Genomic DNA, 14,952 nt, shown 5'->3' with positions numbered 1-14,952 from the left:
TCACGCCATGGCTTTCCAGACGGGCTCTTTGATTCGCCGCCACGGGTCTCGGCTGGTCGCCGCCGTGCTCCTGCTTGCCGCACTGTCGCCCGCCCATGGCCAGGGCGTGGCACCCGGCCAACCGGGAGCGGAGCCGGCGCGGCCGCGCATCGGCCTGGTGCTGTCGGGTGGCGGAGCGCGCGGCTATGCGCATATCGGCGTGTTGAAGATGCTGGAGCGCATGCGCATTCCCGTGGACGTGATTGCCGCCACCAGCATGGGCGCGGTGGTGGGTGGGCTGTACGCCAGCGGCCTGCGTGCGGATGAGCTTGAGCAGAAGCTTTCGCAGGTGGATTTGAGCGACATCGCGTTTGACCGCAACGAGCGCGCCAAGCTGCCGCAATCGCTGCGCGAGGACGATTTCCAGTATCCGATCGGGCTGTCCGCCGGCTATGGCGAGGGCAAGTTCAAGCTGCCCACGGGGCTGGTGCAGGGCAACCGGCTGCTGGCACTGCTCAAGAACTGGACGGCCCGCTGGCCCGACAACACCGATTTCGCGCGGCTGCCGATTCCGTTCAAGGCCATGGCGACCGACCTGGCCACGGGCGATGGGGTGATCCTCGACCATGGCTCGCTGCCGCTGGCGATGCGCGCCAGCATGGCGGTGCCGGGCCTGTTCGCACCCATCGAGGTGGACGGGCGCACGCTGGTGGATGGCGGGCTGGTGAGCAACCTGCCGGTGCAATTGGCGCGCGACATGGGCGCAGACATCATCATCGCCGTCAACATCGGCACGGACTTGCAGCGGCCGGAAGACCTGGCCTCGCCAGCGGCGGTGACGCAGCAGATGATCACCATCCTTGTCGGCCAGAACGTGCGTGCGCAGAAGGCGTTGCTGCGCGGCCGCGACGTGTTGATTGAGCCGGAGTTGAAGGATTTGTCGCTCACCGACTTTGCCAAGGGCGCGCAGGGAGTGCGGGAGGGCGAGCGTGCTGCACAGGGCGTGGAAGCCAAGCTGGCGGGGCTGTCGCTCTCGCCGCAGGCCTATGCCGCCTATGTCTCGGATCGGGCCACACAGGCGTCGCAGGGCACGCTTGCGCAGGGCACGCGCATCGACGCCATTGACGTGACCACCAGCGGCCGCGTGCCCGTGGCGCGCGTGCGCCAACTGCTGAACGTGCACGAGGGCGATGCATACGACGTCGAGGCGCTCAACCGTGACCTCTCTGCCCTGGCTACCACCGGCGACTTTGAAACCGTCACGCAGCGGCTGGTCGACGAGAACGGCGTGCACACGCTCAAGATCGACGCGCATGAAAAATCGTGGGGCAACCAGTTCTTCCTGTTCGGGCTGGGCATGTCGACCAACTTCGACGGGCGCGGCGCGTTCAACGTCAACCTGGGGCACCGGTATCCGTGGCTCACGCAGAGCGGGCTGGAGTGGCGCAACGACATCGTGCTGGGCAGCAACCGGGCCAGTCTCCACACCGAACTGCGCCAGCCGCTGTGGCAGGCGCGCGGCTTCTACGTCGCACCGTATGCCGAATATTCGCGCCGCCGCTCGGATCTCTATTTCGACGACGAAGCACCCACCCGCGACGCCAAGCCGTTCAATGCCGTGACCATCGAGACCGCGCGGGCGGGTGTGGATCTGGGCGTTCCCCTGGGCCGCAAGGGTGAATTGCGCCTGGGCGTGAACTACGTGAGCAAGACCGCCACGTTCAACTACCTGTCGTTGGAGACGGACGCGTCGGGCACTCCCGTCGGTGCGTTTGACTTGCCGACCCTGCGCGCGCAGCAGCCCGCCTTCCGCGCGCAGCTGACGGTGGACCAGCTTGACGATGCGCTCTTCCCACGCCGGGGCTACTACCTCTTCAGCAGCGTGGAGACAGGCTTCGGCTCGCTGGAGAAGAAGTACAACACCGCACAGGCGAAGGGCCTGTGGGCGACCAGCTACGGACGCCACACTTTCAATGTGGCGCTGGAGGGTGCAGGGCAGTTTGGCGCCAACAGCCCGACACGAGAGAACGGCGGCAACAGCGGCAGTGGCGCCAACGAGGGGTTCTTTCTGGGCGGTTTCCAGCACCTGTCGGCGTATGCGCAAGACCAGTTCAACGGGCAGTACCTGCTGTACGGTCGGCTCACGTATCTCTACGACTTGCGCATCGACGATCTGCTCGGCCTGCGCGCGCCGGTATTCGGCGCCAGCGCGGAGGCGGGGAATGTCTGGCAGTTGCGCAACAACTTCGGCAGTGGCGGCTACCTGAAGAGCGGCAGCCTGTTCGTGGGCGGCAACAGCCCGATCGGGCCGCTGTACTTCGGTTTTGCGGTGGCGCCGCAGGGCGTGTGGAACGTCTATCTGCAGCTGGGCCGCGTGTTCTGAGCGAACGCTGCCACGTGGCATTGCCGGCCGCGATGGCGGGGGTGCGTCGCCGGCCGGGGTGGTCGTAAGGCCTTGATCAGATTGGGAAATCGATCGGTCAGGTTGCGGCAAACGTGCGTGCTAGCCTTGCGCTCCGTTTGTTCAAGACCTCGAGCGCGGTCGCGCCCAGCCCCCTTCCCATGATGTTCTCGCTGTTGTCCCACCGTCTTCGCTCGTCCCGATGGCTGTTGTGCGCGTGCGCGCTGGCGGCGTTGCAAGCCTGTGGCAAGTCGTCAGACCACGCCGCCAAGCCCGATGGCCCGCCGGAAGTCGAATTTGCCGTGGCGCAGCGTTCCGATGCGCCGCTGGTGACCGAGCTGCCCGGCCGCATCGAGCCGTATCGCACGGCGGAAGTGCGTGCGCGCGTGGATGGCATCGTGCTCAAGCGCGCGTACGAAGAGGGGCAGGTGGTTAAGGAGGGGCAAGTGCTGTTCCGTATCGATCCGGCACCGCTCAAGGCCCAGGTGGATGCGGCACAAGGCGCGCTGGCGCGTGCGCAGGCCCAGGCGGCCATCGCACATGACAAAGCCGCGCGCTACAAAGGCCTGGCCGCCACACGCGCGGTAAGCGAACTCGAATACGCCGAAGCGCAAGCCACCGAGCGACAGGCGGCGGCCGATGTCGTCTCCGCCCGCGCTGCGCTGGAGACCGCGCAACTGCGCCTCGGTTACGCCACGGTCACGGCGCCCATCGGCGGCCGTTCGCGTCGTGCGCAGGTCACCGAAGGCGCGCTGGTCAAGGAAGGCGCTGCCACGCCGCTCACCACTGTTGAGCAGGTCGACCCCATCTACGTCGACTTCGCGCAACCCGCCGCTGAAGTGCTCGCCCTGCAGCGTGCGCTGAAGACGGGGCAGGCGTCCGCGCTGTCCGGCCAGGACATCGGCGTGCAGGTGATCCTGAGCGACGGTGTTGCGTATGAGCGCCCGGGCCGGCTGCTGTTCTCCGACTTGGTGGTCGATCGCGCGACAGACAACGTGTCCATGCGCGCTGTGCTGCCCAACCCGGATGGCCTGCTGCTGCCCGGCATGTACGTGCGTGTGAAGCTATCCCACGCCGTGCAGCAGGGCGCGGTGACGATCCCGAAGAGCGCGTTGCAGCGGGATCGCCATGGTGCGTCGGTATTCGTGGTGAAGGCAGACAACACGCTGGCCGCCCAGCCCGTTACGGCGCAAACGCTGGCCGGCGATCAATGGCGGGTGACGAGCGGCCTGGCCGGCGGTGAACGCGTCGCCATCCCCGGCATGCAGACGCTGGAGGCGGGTATGGCCATCAAGCCCATCGAAACGAAGCCAAGCAAGGGCTGACCATGGCACGTTTCTTTATCGACCGCCCGGTCTTTGCCTGGGTGATTGCGCTGGTCATCATTCTGGCCGGCCTGCTTGCGCTGCCGCGCCTGCCGGTGGCGCAGTACCCGACCATCGCGCCGCCCAACGTCAGCATTTCGGCCAACTATCCGGGCGCTTCCGCACGCACGGTGCAGAGTGCCGTCACGGCCATCATCGAGCGCGAGATGAACGGCGCGCCGGGGCTGCTGTACATGTCGTCGTCGTCGGATGCGGCGGGCAATGTGTCGATCAACCTCGCGTTCAAACAGGGCACCAGCCCGGACCTGGCCGCGGTGGAGGTGCAGAACCGCCTGAAGATCGTCGAGGAGCGCCTGCCCGAAGTGGTCCGACGCAACGGCATCCGCATCGAGAAGGCCGCCGAGGATTACATGATGTACCTGTCGTTGGCGGCGGATAGCGGCCGCTTCGACGGCATCGACCTTGGCGATCTGGCGTCGTCCGACCTCATCCCGCAACTGCGCCGCGTGCCCGGCGTCGGCACTGCGCAATTGTTCGACGCCGAATACGCCATGCGCATCTGGCCCGATGCGGACAAGCTCACCGCGCTCGGCCTCACGCCCGGTGATCTGAGCGACGCCGTGCGCCGCTACAACGCGCGCATTACCGTGGGCGAGATCGGCAGCGGGGCGGTGCCGGGCAGCGCGGCCATCAACGCGAGCGTGACCGGCGACGATGGGCTGACCACGCCCGATGCGTTCGGGCAGATTCCGCTACGCGCGGACGCACAAGGCCGCATGGTGCTGCTGCGCGACGTGGCGCGCGTGGAGTTGGGCGGCAGCGATTACCTCTACCTGTCGCGCATGAACGGCAAGCCGGCGACGACCATCGGCATCAAGCTCGCGCCGGGTGCCAACGCTGTCGGCGTGGCCAAGCGGGTACGCGCGGTGCTGGACCAGGCGCAGACGCATTTCCCGCCGGGCGTGCGCTACGAGGTGGCGTACGACAGCTCACGCTTTGTCGGCATCGCGATCGAGCAGGTGGTGAAGACGCTGCTCGAAGCCGTGGTGCTGGTGTTCCTGGTGATGATGCTGTTCATGCAGAACCTGCGCGCGACGCTCATCCCCACGCTGGTGGTGCCGATCGCATTGCTGGGCACGTTTGCGGTGATGTTGCCGATGGGCTTCTCCATCAACGTGCTGACGTTGTTCGGCCTGGTGCTGGCCATCGGCATCTTGGTCGATGACGCCATTGTGGTGGTGGAGAATGTCGAGCGTGTGATGCATGACGAAGGGCTGTCGCCGCGCGAGGCGACGGCCAAGGCGATGCGGCAGATCAGTGGGGCGATTGTCGGCATCTCGCTGGTGCTGACGGCGGTGTTCGTACCGATGGCCTTCTTTGGCGGTGCGGTGGGCAACATCTACCGGCAGTTTTCGTTGTCGCTGGTGGTGTCGATGGTGTTCTCGGCGTTTCTGGCGCTGACGTTGACGCCGGCCTTGTGCGCCACGTTGCTCAAGCCTGTTCAGCCGGGCCACGGCACGGAGCGCAAGGGGTTCTTCGGGGCGTTCAACCGGGGTTTTGGGCGCCTCACGACGCGCTACCAGGGCGGCGTGGCCCGGCTGCTGAATCGCACAGGCCGTGCGCTTGTCGCATACGGGGCGGTCATCGGTGTGGTGGTGTTGCTGTTCACGCAGCTGCCGACCGCCTTTCTGCCGGAAGAGGACACGGGCCAGTTCATGACCATCGTTCAGTTGCCCGCCGGTGCCACGCAGGCGCAAACGCTCGACATCGTGCGTCAGGCCGAGCAGTACTACATGACGAACGAACCCGCTGTGGCTTCCACGCTCGCCATTACCGGCTTCAGCCTGTATGGCAACGGGCAGAACGCAGCCATGCTGTTCCTCACGCTCAAGGATTGGACGCAACGCAAGGGTGTTGAACAGCACGTCGATGCCGTGGTGGGGCGCGCCAATGCCGCGTTTAGCAAGATCAAGGACGCCACGGTCATGGCGATGAACTCGCCCGCGCTGCCCGAACTCGGCAGCAAGCCCGGATTTGACCTCCGCCTGCAGGATCGCGGCAGCGCCGGCTACGAGCGCTTGGCGCAGGCGCGTGACCACATGCTCGCGGAGGCGGCGAAGCATCCGGCGCTGTCGGAGGTCACGTTCGCCGGCCAGGGCGACGCGCCACAGATCCTGATCGATGTGGATCGCAAAAAGGCGCTGTCGATGGGCGTGGCCATTGACGACATCAACCGCACGCTGGCGGTGATGTTCGGCTCCGACTACGCGGGCGATTTCGTCTACCGCAACCAGGTGCGCCGCGTGATCGTGCAGGCCGAGGGCAAGCAGCGCGTGTTGGTCGAGCAGCTTGGCCGCATGCACGTGCGCAATGCTGCGGGCGGCATGGTGCCGCTCTCCGCTTTTACCACCGCAACGTGGACCGTCGGGCCGCTCAAGCTGGACCGCTACAACGGTTTTCCGTCGATGACGATCACCGGTTCGCCCGCGCCCGACCACAGCTCCGGCGAGGCCATGGCTGCGATGGAATCGATCGCACGCGGGCTACCCGACGGCTTTGGCTATGAGTGGACCGGCCAGTCGTTTGAGGAGCGCTTGTCAGGGGCACAGGCGCCTGCGCTGTTTGCGCTGTCGATCCTAGTCGTGTTTCTGTGCCTGGCGGCGCTGTATGAGAGCTGGTCGATTCCATTGGCCGTGCTGCTGGTGGTGCCGCTGGGGGTGCTCGGTGCGCTGCTGGGGGCCACGCTGCGCTTCCTGCCGAATGACATCTACTTCAAGGTCGGCCTGATTGCGACGATCGGCCTGTCGGCCAAGAACGCGATCCTGATCATCGAAGTCGCCAAGGACTTGCATGCGCAGGGCGTGGGGCTGATCGACGCCACGCTGGAAGCCGCACGCCTGCGCTTCCGGCCGATCGTGATGACGTCGTTGGCGTTTGCCTTTGGTGTGGTTCCGCTGGCCATGGCGAGCGGTGCTGCGTCGGCCAGCCAGCGCGCGATCGGCACCGGTGTGCTGGGCGGCATCATCACGGCGACCGTGCTGGCGGTGTTTCTGGTGCCGGTGTTCTTTGTGGTGGTGCGGCGCGTGTTCAAGGCCAGCGAGCGGCAGCGCAAGCTGGACGCCGCGCATGAGCACGAGGCAGCGGGGCCTGCTGCCTGATCTGCCGCTTGATCTACCGATCAATCGGCAATGGCGGGGCTCTTGCGCTTGACCGTTGCCGGATCGAATCCGAAGAAACCCAGCACCTCGGCCGCGACCTGATCGCGGTCGTTGTCCACGCAGATCATGTGGTAGCTGTTTTCCAGCACCACGGTACGTGCGTTGGGTAGGGTGGCTTGCAGTGTGTCGGCCGAACGCAGGCTGGTGAGTTCGTCTTCCCGGGCGTGGATCACCAGCGTGTGGCAATGCGTTTGCGGCGCGGCGGCATGCGCCCACGCGCGCAGCCGATCTACCTCGCGAATGCACGTGAGCGGCACCCACGGGTAGTGGAAGCTGTCGCCACGGGCGAGCTTGGCCTTGATGATCCGTCGGAGCAACGGGTTCTTGATGCCGAATGGCTCGTCTTCTTCCACACGCATGCGCGCAGCCATGCCGGGGACGCGATACACCACGTGACGCAGCGCTCGATACCAGGGTGTCGACCAGCCGTCGACGTACATGGGCGTGGCCAGCAGCGCGAGCTTGCCGGGCGCGTGGTCCACGCCGTGCCGCACGCGCTGCGCCAGCACCAGTGCCAACAGTGAACCCATGCACATGCCGGCGATGTGCACGGTGTCGTGTTCGGCGATGAGCTGGTGATACGTTTGCGCGAGCGTTTCAAGCCACGCCTCGGCAGGCGTGCCAATCAAGTCTTCCGGGTGCGTGCCGTGGCCGGGCAGGGTGGGCGCGTACGTGACCGCGCCGGCATTGCGCAGCGCCTTTTGCAGCACGCCCAGGTCATAGGCCGTGCCGCCCAGGCCGTGGATCAGCAGCACGGCGGTGCTGCCGTGCAGAGTGGATGTCACAGCGCGGTCTCGACCGACCACGTCCCGGCCACCAACGCCGTGTTGCCCATGGCATCCGTGAGTGGCCCGCCCGTATCGACGACGGTGTGCAACGTGCCATCCCGTGCGGTGATGCGCAGTGTCTGGCGACGCGCGGGCGTCGAGGCTTCGTCGTCGAGCGAGGTTGCCCCCAGCCAGCGCGCCCGCAGCGCGTCGTGGTCATCGGGGTGCACGAGCTGCAGCACGGTCGATACGGAAGCCATGCTCTCTGGCGCATGCCCGAAGGCGAGGACCACATCGCCGCCCCACTCGATACGGCCACTGGCCGGGTCAATGGTGTAGACGAGCTGGCTCGATGCCGCGAGCGCCAGTTCCACGCGGTTCTGCCATTGCGCGCTTTGTTCGTGCAGTTGCTCGCGCGTGGTTTTGAGCGCGCTCACCAGCAGCACCAGCAGCGCGGCAATGCCCAGGTACAACTGCGCTTCCAGCAGCGACTGGCCGTAGTGGCGATCGAGCACGGCGAACGGTCCGTCGCCTTCGGCGGTTTGCATGAGCGCCACCAGTGTCAGCAGCAAGACCGCCATCGAACCACCGCGGCCACCCCACAACAGCGCCACCACCACGGCAAAGAACAGGGGCACATAGGTCAGCGCAAAGCCGACGCCACTGCCGAATTTGGTGACGCTGTTGCCGTCGAAGATCGCGTACGCCGACAGCGCCAGCGCAACGAACGCTGCCAACCCGAGCAGGAAATCGGCGCGGTCCGTGCCGCCCGAGCGAAACGCGCGAAAGCGCGACCATGCCGCCAGCACCGGCGTGACGATCAGCACGCCCAGGAAGTCCGAAGCGCCCCAGATGCGGAACACGTGCCCAAAGGCGCCGCCCTGCGACCACGCAAACCAGGCCGCCCCAAACAGCGCCCCGGAGACCGCACTGATGGCGCCGGCCACCAACATCGCCCGCACGAAGTACAAGCCTTCGAGCGGTACCCGTGCCAGTCGCACCAGGGCCACGGCCAGCGCCGCGCTGCCTGCCTCGTCGAGCACGAACAGCATGGCGTGCGCCGGGTTGGTGCGCTCGATGGCGGCCAGCGCCAGTTGCGCCACGGCAAACGCAGCGCCCAGCCCCGCCCATTCCCGGTAGGACCGCAGCATGAACGCGGCCATGGCCACGCCCGCCGGCAGCCAGACATACCCCGTCATGTCGACAGGCCCGTTCAGGCGGTGTGACACGATGGCGGCAACCAGGTAGAGCGCGCCCCACAGGAGGGTGGCGACGGTGGTGGAAGCTTTCTGGAATGGCATTCGAGGTTCCCTCGATCGAAACAAAAAACCGCGCCGGTGGCATGCACCGTGCGCGGTTGAGGATGCTACCGCAGGTGGGTTGGGCGGAGGCTTACACCACCGGCAACGCCAGCACTTCCTGCGCCGCCCGCCGATCCCGCAGTTGGGTCATCCAGCGTTCAAGGTTGGGGCGTGCGGGGCGGTCGATCGGCAGACCCAGCCAGCGGTGCGTGGCGCAGCCGCAGGCGATGTCTGCCATGGTGAAGCGCTGGCCGGCGACGTAGGGTTGCTTGGCTAACACCGCATCGAGGATGGCGGTGGTACGTTCCGCTGCCTTGCGCGAGCGCTCGATCAGCGCGGCGTCGCGCTGGTCTTCCGGCGTGCGTACGAGCTGCAGGAATGCATCCACCATCGAGGGGCTGTACGTCGTGGTCTGCCAATCCATCCAGCGGTCGGCGTCGGCGCGTTCATGCAGTTCGAGCGGATAGAGGTTGCCCGGGCCATAACGTGCCGACAGATACCGCACGATGGCGTTGGATTCCCACAGCACGAAGCGCGTATCGCCGGAATCGTTCAGGCCGTCTTCGATGACGGGGATCATGCCGTTCGGGTTCATCGCCAGGAATTCCGGCGTATTGACGCCCCCGAAGGCGCCGCCGACGTCGATACGCTCATGGTCCAGCGATAGCTCACGCGCGCACCAGACCACTTTCTGCACGTTGACCGAAGAGAGTCTTCCCCAGATCCGCAACATCGACGACGGCTCCTTTCTTGATTGAGTGACGTACTGACTTGATTTAGGCAGCCTTGGGCGTGAGCGCTGCAATTTCCGCGCCTAGCAGTTCGCCCAGCACGGTGATGCCTTGTTCGATGCGCTCCGGCGGGACGGTCACAAAGGCCAGGCGCAGCGTATTGCGGCGCGGCGCATTGGCGTAGAACGGCGCGCCCGGCACGAATGCCACGTTGCGCGCGACGGCCTTTTCAAGCAGCGCCATCGTGTCGATGCCTTCCGGCACTTCCACCCAGATGAACATGCCGCCTTCCGGACGGTTCCAGTGCACGCCGGCCGGCATGTGGCGCTTGAGCGAATCGAGCATCGCTTCGCACTGCTTGCCGTAGAGGTCACGGATGGTCGGGATGTGCGTGTCGAGCAGCCCCGTCTTCAGCACTTCGTACGCCACGCGCTGCGTGAAGCTCGGCGTGTGCAGGTCGGCAGCCTGCTTGGCCTGCACGAGTTTGAAGTGGATAGGCTCGGGCGCAATGATGTAGCCCAGGCGCATGCCCGGTGCCAGGATCTTCGAGAACGAGCCCATGTAGACCACGCCGTCCGGATTGAGCGAGCGCAGCGAGGGCAGTTGATCGCCGGTGTAGCTCAGTTCGCCGTACGGATCGTCTTCCACCAGCAGCACGCCGAGTTCCTTTGCGCGGGCCACCAGGGCTTGGCGGCGGTCCAGCGGCAGGCGGCGGCCAGTCGGATTCTGGAAGTTCGGAATGGTGTAGAAGAAGCGCGCGCCGGCGGTCAACTCGGGCGTGAGCGCTTCGGGTAGCAGGCCCTTGTCGTCGCTGGGCACCGATGCGTAGGCCGGCTCGAACAGCGAGAACGATTGCAGCGCACCGAGGTAGCTGGGCGTTTCGACCATCACCTTGCTTTGCGGGTCGATGAAGATCTTGCCCAGCAGGTCCAGGCCCTGTTGCGAGCCCGTCGTGATCAGCACGCGCGACGCCGTGGTGCCATGACGCTGGGCGATCCATTCACGCAGGCCCGACAGTCCTTCGGTCGGGCCGTACTGCAAGGCCGCCTGCGGGTTGTCCGCAAACATGCGGGCGCACGCCGCCTGAATCGCCTCGACCGGGAAGGTGACCGGCGAAGGCAGGCCGCCGGCAAACGAAATCACCTCGGGGCGTTCGGTGATCTTCAGGATTTCCCGGATCGCCGAGCTGGTCAGTTTTTGCGCACGGCTGGAGAAGGTGCAGGCGGTGTGGTCCATGGTGTGGTCCTAGTGTTGCGCGGCGCCCACCTCGTGAGCGGGCGCCACAGGTGGGCAAAACGAAAAGAATAGCAGGGGATGCCCCGGCGTTGCACGGGCAGTGCGGGGCAAATGCGGGCTTTAAGCGACTTCTGCAATCAGCTCGATCTCGACGCAGGCGCCCAGCGGAACCTGCGCGACGCCGAAGGCGCTGCGGGCGTGCTTGCCGGCGTCGCCAAACACTTCGGCCAGCAGTTCCGATGCGCCGTTGGTCACTAGGTGCTGCTCGGTGAACTCCTGCGTGGAATTGACCAGGCTCATGACCTTGACGATGCGCTTGACGCGGGCGAGGTCGCCGCCTAGGTGGGTGTTCAGCGTGGCCATCAGGTCGATGGCGATGCTGCGTGCGGCGGCCTTGCCTTCTTCTGTGGTCATGTCCGCACCGAGCTTGCCGACCCAGGGCTTGCCGTCTTTCTTGGCAATGTGGCCCGACAGGAAGACCAGGTTGCCGGTTTGCGCGGCCATGACGTAGGCAGCGGCGGGCGCGCCGGCAGCGGGCAGTTCGATGCCGAGTTGCTTGAGCTTGGCCTGGGCGTCGTGCGAAGCGGTCATGAAAACTCCTTGGTGTGTTGGGGTGAGACGGAGAGATGACGCTAGCGGCGCACCGAAGTCCGCCGGCCGATGCCGACCACGGCAATCACTGCCAGCGCAAACAGCACGGTAGCCACGTCGAGCGACTCGCCCAACAACAGCCAGCCGCCGATCAGCGTCATGAAAGGTTGCAGCAATTGTATCTGGCCGACCCGTGCCACACCGCCCGCGGCTAGGCCCGAATACCAGAACAGGAAGCCGATGAACATGGAGAAGGCTGACACGTAAGCCATTCCGATCCAGGCGCGGGACGACGCGTGCGCCAGTGCTTCGGCCTGATGCGTTGACGGCAGCCACGCCAGCGCGCCCACCATCGGCAACAGCACCGGCAGCGAGACGACCAGCGCCCAGGCAATCGTCTGCGTGCCGCCCAGTTCGCGGGCGAGCCGGCCGCCGGTCGCATAGCCGAGAGCGCCCGTCACCATGGCGGCGAAGAGCAGCCAGTCCGCCCGGTGCAGGGTGCCGGCACCTCGCAGCAGCGCAAACGAGACGACGAGCACGCTGCCCACCACCGCGCACAGCCAGAACCCCGTCGATGGCCGCTCGCGCCCGAACCACGCGGCAAAGATGGCAGTCGCCAGTGGCAGCAGGCCGGTGATGATGGCGCCATGCGCGGCCGGCACATCGCGCATTGCCAGCGATGAGAACAGCGGAAAGCCGACCACCACGCCCATCGCCGTGACAGCGAGTTGCCACCATTGGGCGCCGCGCGGCCGTTTGGCGGCGGAGAACGCGCCGGTGGCCGCCAAGAGACCGAGTGCCAGCACACTCGCCAGCACCGCGCGCGCCAATGCGACGAAGGTGGCATCCAGCTCGGCGACAGCCATGCGCGTGAATGGCAGCGTCTGGCTGAAGATGGCCACGCCAATGAAGCCGAGCAGCAAGCCGCGGCGTTCGGCGTGGTCAGGCGTGTGGTGCAGGGGCAGGGTGGCGGATTTGTTCATGGGGCGCGTGCGTTCAATCGGCAAACGCCACCGCCACGCGGCGGTTCTGGCGGCTCTTTTTCTCGATCTTGGTGACGACCACGCGGCCGATTTCGCCGGTGGCGCGCACGTGGGTACCGCCGCAGGGTTGGCGGTCGATGCCGTCGATATGGATGATGCGGATGGCCGACGCGCCCGCCGGCGGCGCAGCGCCGATGGTGCGCACGAGTTCCGGCTGCGCTGCCAGCTCTTCCGGCGTAATCAGGTCGATGCGCACCGGCGTATTGCGGCCGATGAGCTCGTTGAGTTGCGTGGTGAGCGTGTCGCGGTCGAGCGTCGATTCGGGCAGGTCGAAATCGATGCGGCCCGAATCCGGCGAGATGCCGCAGCCCGTGACCGGCACCGGGATCAGCGAGCCCAACAGGTGCAGGCACGTATGCAAGCGCATCAGCCGGTGGCGGCGCTCCCAGTCGATGGAAGCGGTGACGGGCGTGCCGGGGATGAGTCGGCTCACGTCCGCGCCCTCAGCCGGCACGTGCAGCACGGTCTGCCGATCGGAGCTGTAGACGGTGTCGGCAATCGCGATAGTTTGGCCGTCGCCCAGCGCGAGGGTGCCGGTGTCGCCGGCCTGGCCGCCGCTGCGGGCGTAGAACACCGTGGCGTCCAGTTCGATGCCCTCCGGGTGTACGGCAACAACGGTGGCGTCGCAGGTGGTGCGGTAGGCGTCTTCGTCGAAGCGTTTGAGCGTTGGCATGGCGGGGTCTCCGATTCGCTGGGGGCGGATTTCTGACCTTGATCGTACCGAAGTGTGTCTGTACAGTACCTGTACACTTTGTCGTGGCGCTTTCTGTACAGTTTTCGGTTCCTCCTTGCCCACCTTGTCATGACCGCTTCCTCCCAAATCGTCAGCCTGGATGCCCGGCGAGCGGCTGCCCGCCCGGCGGCAGAGCAGTTGCCCGACCCGATCCCCTCGGCGCAGATGACGCTGGTGGATCAGCTGACCGAGTGGGCACGCATGCGCATCGACGAGCGTGTTTTCCGAGCCGGCATGCGCATGCCGTCGATCCGGCAATTGGCGCAGGAGAAAAGCATTTCGCGCTTCACCGTGGTGGAGGCGTACGAGCGGCTGGTGGCGCAGGGGTATCTGGAATCGCGCCGCGGCTCGGGTTTCTATGTGAAGGAGCGCCAAACGCCGCTGCCCGAGGAGCCCGCCCCGCCGCTGCAGGCAGTCGGGCGCAAGATCGACGTGACCTGGCTGTTGCGCAACATGTTTCTGTCGGCCGAGCCGCGCAAGTCGCCGGGCATCGGCTTTCTGCCCAACGGCTGGCTGGACGGAGAGTTGATCGCCAACGCCTTGCGCACGCTGGGCCGCCAGAACGGCAACCAGTTTCTGGCGCCGGGTTTGCCGCAGGGCTTCTTGCCGCTGCGCCAGCAGTTGCAGACGCGTCTGGCGGAATTGGAGATTGGCGCGCGCCCTGAGCAGATTGTCGTGACCTCGGGCATCACCTCATCGCTGGACTTGATTGCGCGTCAGTACGTGCAGCCCGGCGATACGGTCCTGGTGGGCGATCCAGCATGGTTCCTGATGTTCGGCCGCTTTGCCGCGCAGGGCGCACAGGTGATTGGCGTGCCGTACACCACGGAAGGGCCGGACCTGGTTGCGCTGGAGGGCTTGGTGCAGGTGCGCCGGCCCAAGCTGCTGATCATCAACTCGATCCTGCATAACCCGACGGGCACGTCGCTCTCCGCCGCAAAGGCGTTCCAGTTGTTGAGGCTGGCCGAGCAGTACGGCTTTCTGATTGTCGAAGACGATATTTATGGCGACCTCGCGCCGCCCGGGCACCAGGGCACGCGCCTGGCAAGCCTCGACCAGTTGCGCCGGGTGATCTACCTGAGCAGCTTTTCCAAGACGCTCGCGATCAACTTGCGCGTGGGGTTTATCGCCTGCCACCCGGAGTTGGCCAAGAATCTGACCGACGGCAAGCTGCTGGCGGGCCTGACCACGCCCGAGATCAACGAGCGCGTGCTGTACAAGATCCTCACCGAAGGCCAGTACCGAAAGCATGTCGACCGGGTGCGCGGCCGCTTGGACCGCGCTCGGGATGGCGTTCAGCGCAATCTGGAACGCATGGGCCTGAAGCTGTTTGCCCAGCAGGGCGCAGGCATGTTCCTCTGGGCGGATACCGGGCAGGATGCCAACGCCATCACCCGGGCGGGGCACGAGCAGGGCTACGTGTTTGCCCCGGGGAGCCTGTTCTCGCCGTCGCAGATGCCGTCCACGTGGATGCGCTTCAACATCGCCACCAGCACGGACCCCGACATGCTCCGCTTCTTGGCCGAGCAGCTCGATCGCGGGGCTTGAAAACCGAGCCATCCGCCTTATCTAGCCTCACAAATTCATGCGGGCGCACGCGCAAGGTGTAGCCCGCTTCTCTTTCCAC

Annotated in this window: 11 protein-coding genes; 4 read left to right on the top strand and 7 right to left on the bottom strand. The window is 66.2% G+C overall.

The features are described 5' to 3' along the window. The first annotated feature begins 7 nt into the window (after nucleotides 1-7). The 3 genes from ACN9M1_RS10370 to ACN9M1_RS10360 all read left to right on the top strand — a co-directional run bounded on the left by ACN9M1_RS10370 (nucleotide 8) and on the right by ACN9M1_RS10360 (nucleotide 6,863). Entirely contained in the window at nucleotides 8-2,362 is a 2,355-nt protein-coding gene (locus ACN9M1_RS10370; protein WP_426394118.1) for a patatin-like phospholipase family protein, read from the top strand. Nucleotides 2,363-2,541: 179 nt separating this feature from the next. After that, complete coding sequence (locus tag ACN9M1_RS10365; protein ID WP_426394117.1) at nucleotides 2,542-3,705, top strand: efflux RND transporter periplasmic adaptor subunit; 1,164 nt, start codon at nucleotides 2,542-2,544, stop codon at nucleotides 3,703-3,705. Between the two features lie 2 nt (nucleotides 3,706-3,707). Next, on the top strand, nucleotides 3,708-6,863 hold the full coding sequence (locus ACN9M1_RS10360) for a multidrug efflux RND transporter permease subunit (RefSeq protein WP_426394115.1): 3,156 nt from the start codon (nucleotides 3,708-3,710) through the stop codon (nucleotides 6,861-6,863). A gap of 20 nt (nucleotides 6,864-6,883) precedes the next feature. Here the strand turns inward: ACN9M1_RS10360 and ACN9M1_RS10355 are convergent, their stop codons facing one another. From ACN9M1_RS10355 to ACN9M1_RS10325, 7 genes are all read right to left on the bottom strand, one after another. Beyond that, the gene (locus tag ACN9M1_RS10355) at nucleotides 6,884-7,696 is read right to left on the bottom strand and encodes an alpha/beta hydrolase (protein ID WP_426398846.1); all 813 of its coding nucleotides are present in this window, start codon (nucleotides 7,694-7,696) and stop codon (nucleotides 6,884-6,886) included. 8 nt (nucleotides 7,697-7,704) lie between these two features. After that, nucleotides 7,705-8,991: an MASE1 domain-containing protein gene (locus tag ACN9M1_RS10350; RefSeq protein WP_426394114.1), complete on the bottom strand. Its 1,287-nt coding sequence runs from the start codon at nucleotides 8,989-8,991 to the stop codon at nucleotides 7,705-7,707. A gap of 91 nt (nucleotides 8,992-9,082) precedes the next feature. After that, the gene (locus ACN9M1_RS10345; RefSeq protein WP_426394112.1) at nucleotides 9,083-9,724 is read right to left on the bottom strand and encodes a glutathione S-transferase family protein; all 642 of its coding nucleotides are present in this window, start codon (nucleotides 9,722-9,724) and stop codon (nucleotides 9,083-9,085) included. 43 nt (nucleotides 9,725-9,767) lie between these two features. After that, nucleotides 9,768-10,958: a PLP-dependent aminotransferase family protein gene (locus tag ACN9M1_RS10340; protein WP_426394110.1), complete on the bottom strand. Its 1,191-nt coding sequence runs from the start codon at nucleotides 10,956-10,958 to the stop codon at nucleotides 9,768-9,770. A 120-nt stretch (nucleotides 10,959-11,078) separates the two neighbouring features. After that, complete coding sequence (locus ACN9M1_RS10335; RefSeq protein WP_426394109.1) at nucleotides 11,079-11,549, bottom strand: RidA family protein; 471 nt, start codon at nucleotides 11,547-11,549, stop codon at nucleotides 11,079-11,081. A gap of 41 nt (nucleotides 11,550-11,590) precedes the next feature. Then, nucleotides 11,591-12,532 carry a DMT family transporter gene (locus tag ACN9M1_RS10330; protein WP_426394107.1) on the bottom strand — a complete coding sequence of 314 codons (942 nt, stop codon included), beginning with the start codon at nucleotides 12,530-12,532 and terminating at the stop codon, nucleotides 11,591-11,593. 13 nt (nucleotides 12,533-12,545) lie between these two features. After that, complete coding sequence (locus ACN9M1_RS10325; protein ID WP_426394105.1) at nucleotides 12,546-13,265, bottom strand: alanyl-tRNA editing protein; 720 nt, start codon at nucleotides 13,263-13,265, stop codon at nucleotides 12,546-12,548. 54 nt (nucleotides 13,266-13,319) lie between these two features. Between ACN9M1_RS10325 and ACN9M1_RS10320 the strand changes: the two genes are divergently transcribed. Beyond that, nucleotides 13,320-14,873, top strand: a complete 1,554-nt coding sequence (locus ACN9M1_RS10320; RefSeq protein ID WP_426394103.1) for a PLP-dependent aminotransferase family protein — start codon at nucleotides 13,320-13,322, stop codon at nucleotides 14,871-14,873. Nucleotides 14,874-14,952: the final 79 nt, after the last annotated feature.

Source organism: Ralstonia sp. R-29 (assembly GCF_049913345.1).
Lineage (GTDB): Bacteria > Pseudomonadota > Gammaproteobacteria > Burkholderiales > Burkholderiaceae > Ralstonia.
Note: the sequence above shows the minus strand (reverse complement) of the source record. Positions and strands in the feature narration are given on the sequence as shown.

Coding starts and splice junctions, on each gene's coding strand:
- ACN9M1_RS10365 (WP_426394117.1), top strand. CDS start 2,542: ATGATGTTCTCGCTGTTGTCCCACCGTCTTCGCTCGTCCCGATGGCTG.
- ACN9M1_RS10325 (WP_426394105.1), bottom strand. CDS start 13,265: ATGCCAACGCTCAAACGCTTCGACGAAGACGCCTACCGCACCACCTGC.
- ACN9M1_RS10330 (WP_426394107.1), bottom strand. CDS start 12,532: ATGAACAAATCCGCCACCCTGCCCCTGCACCACACGCCTGACCACGCC.
- ACN9M1_RS10350 (WP_426394114.1), bottom strand. CDS start 8,991: ATGCCATTCCAGAAAGCTTCCACCACCGTCGCCACCCTCCTGTGGGGC.
- ACN9M1_RS10370 (WP_426394118.1), top strand. CDS start 8: ATGGCTTTCCAGACGGGCTCTTTGATTCGCCGCCACGGGTCTCGGCTG.
- ACN9M1_RS10335 (WP_426394109.1), bottom strand. CDS start 11,549: ATGACCGCTTCGCACGACGCCCAGGCCAAGCTCAAGCAACTCGGCATC.
- ACN9M1_RS10360 (WP_426394115.1), top strand. CDS start 3,708: ATGGCACGTTTCTTTATCGACCGCCCGGTCTTTGCCTGGGTGATTGCG.
- ACN9M1_RS10340 (WP_426394110.1), bottom strand. CDS start 10,958: ATGGACCACACCGCCTGCACCTTCTCCAGCCGTGCGCAAAAACTGACC.
- ACN9M1_RS10345 (WP_426394112.1), bottom strand. CDS start 9,724: ATGTTGCGGATCTGGGGAAGACTCTCTTCGGTCAACGTGCAGAAAGTG.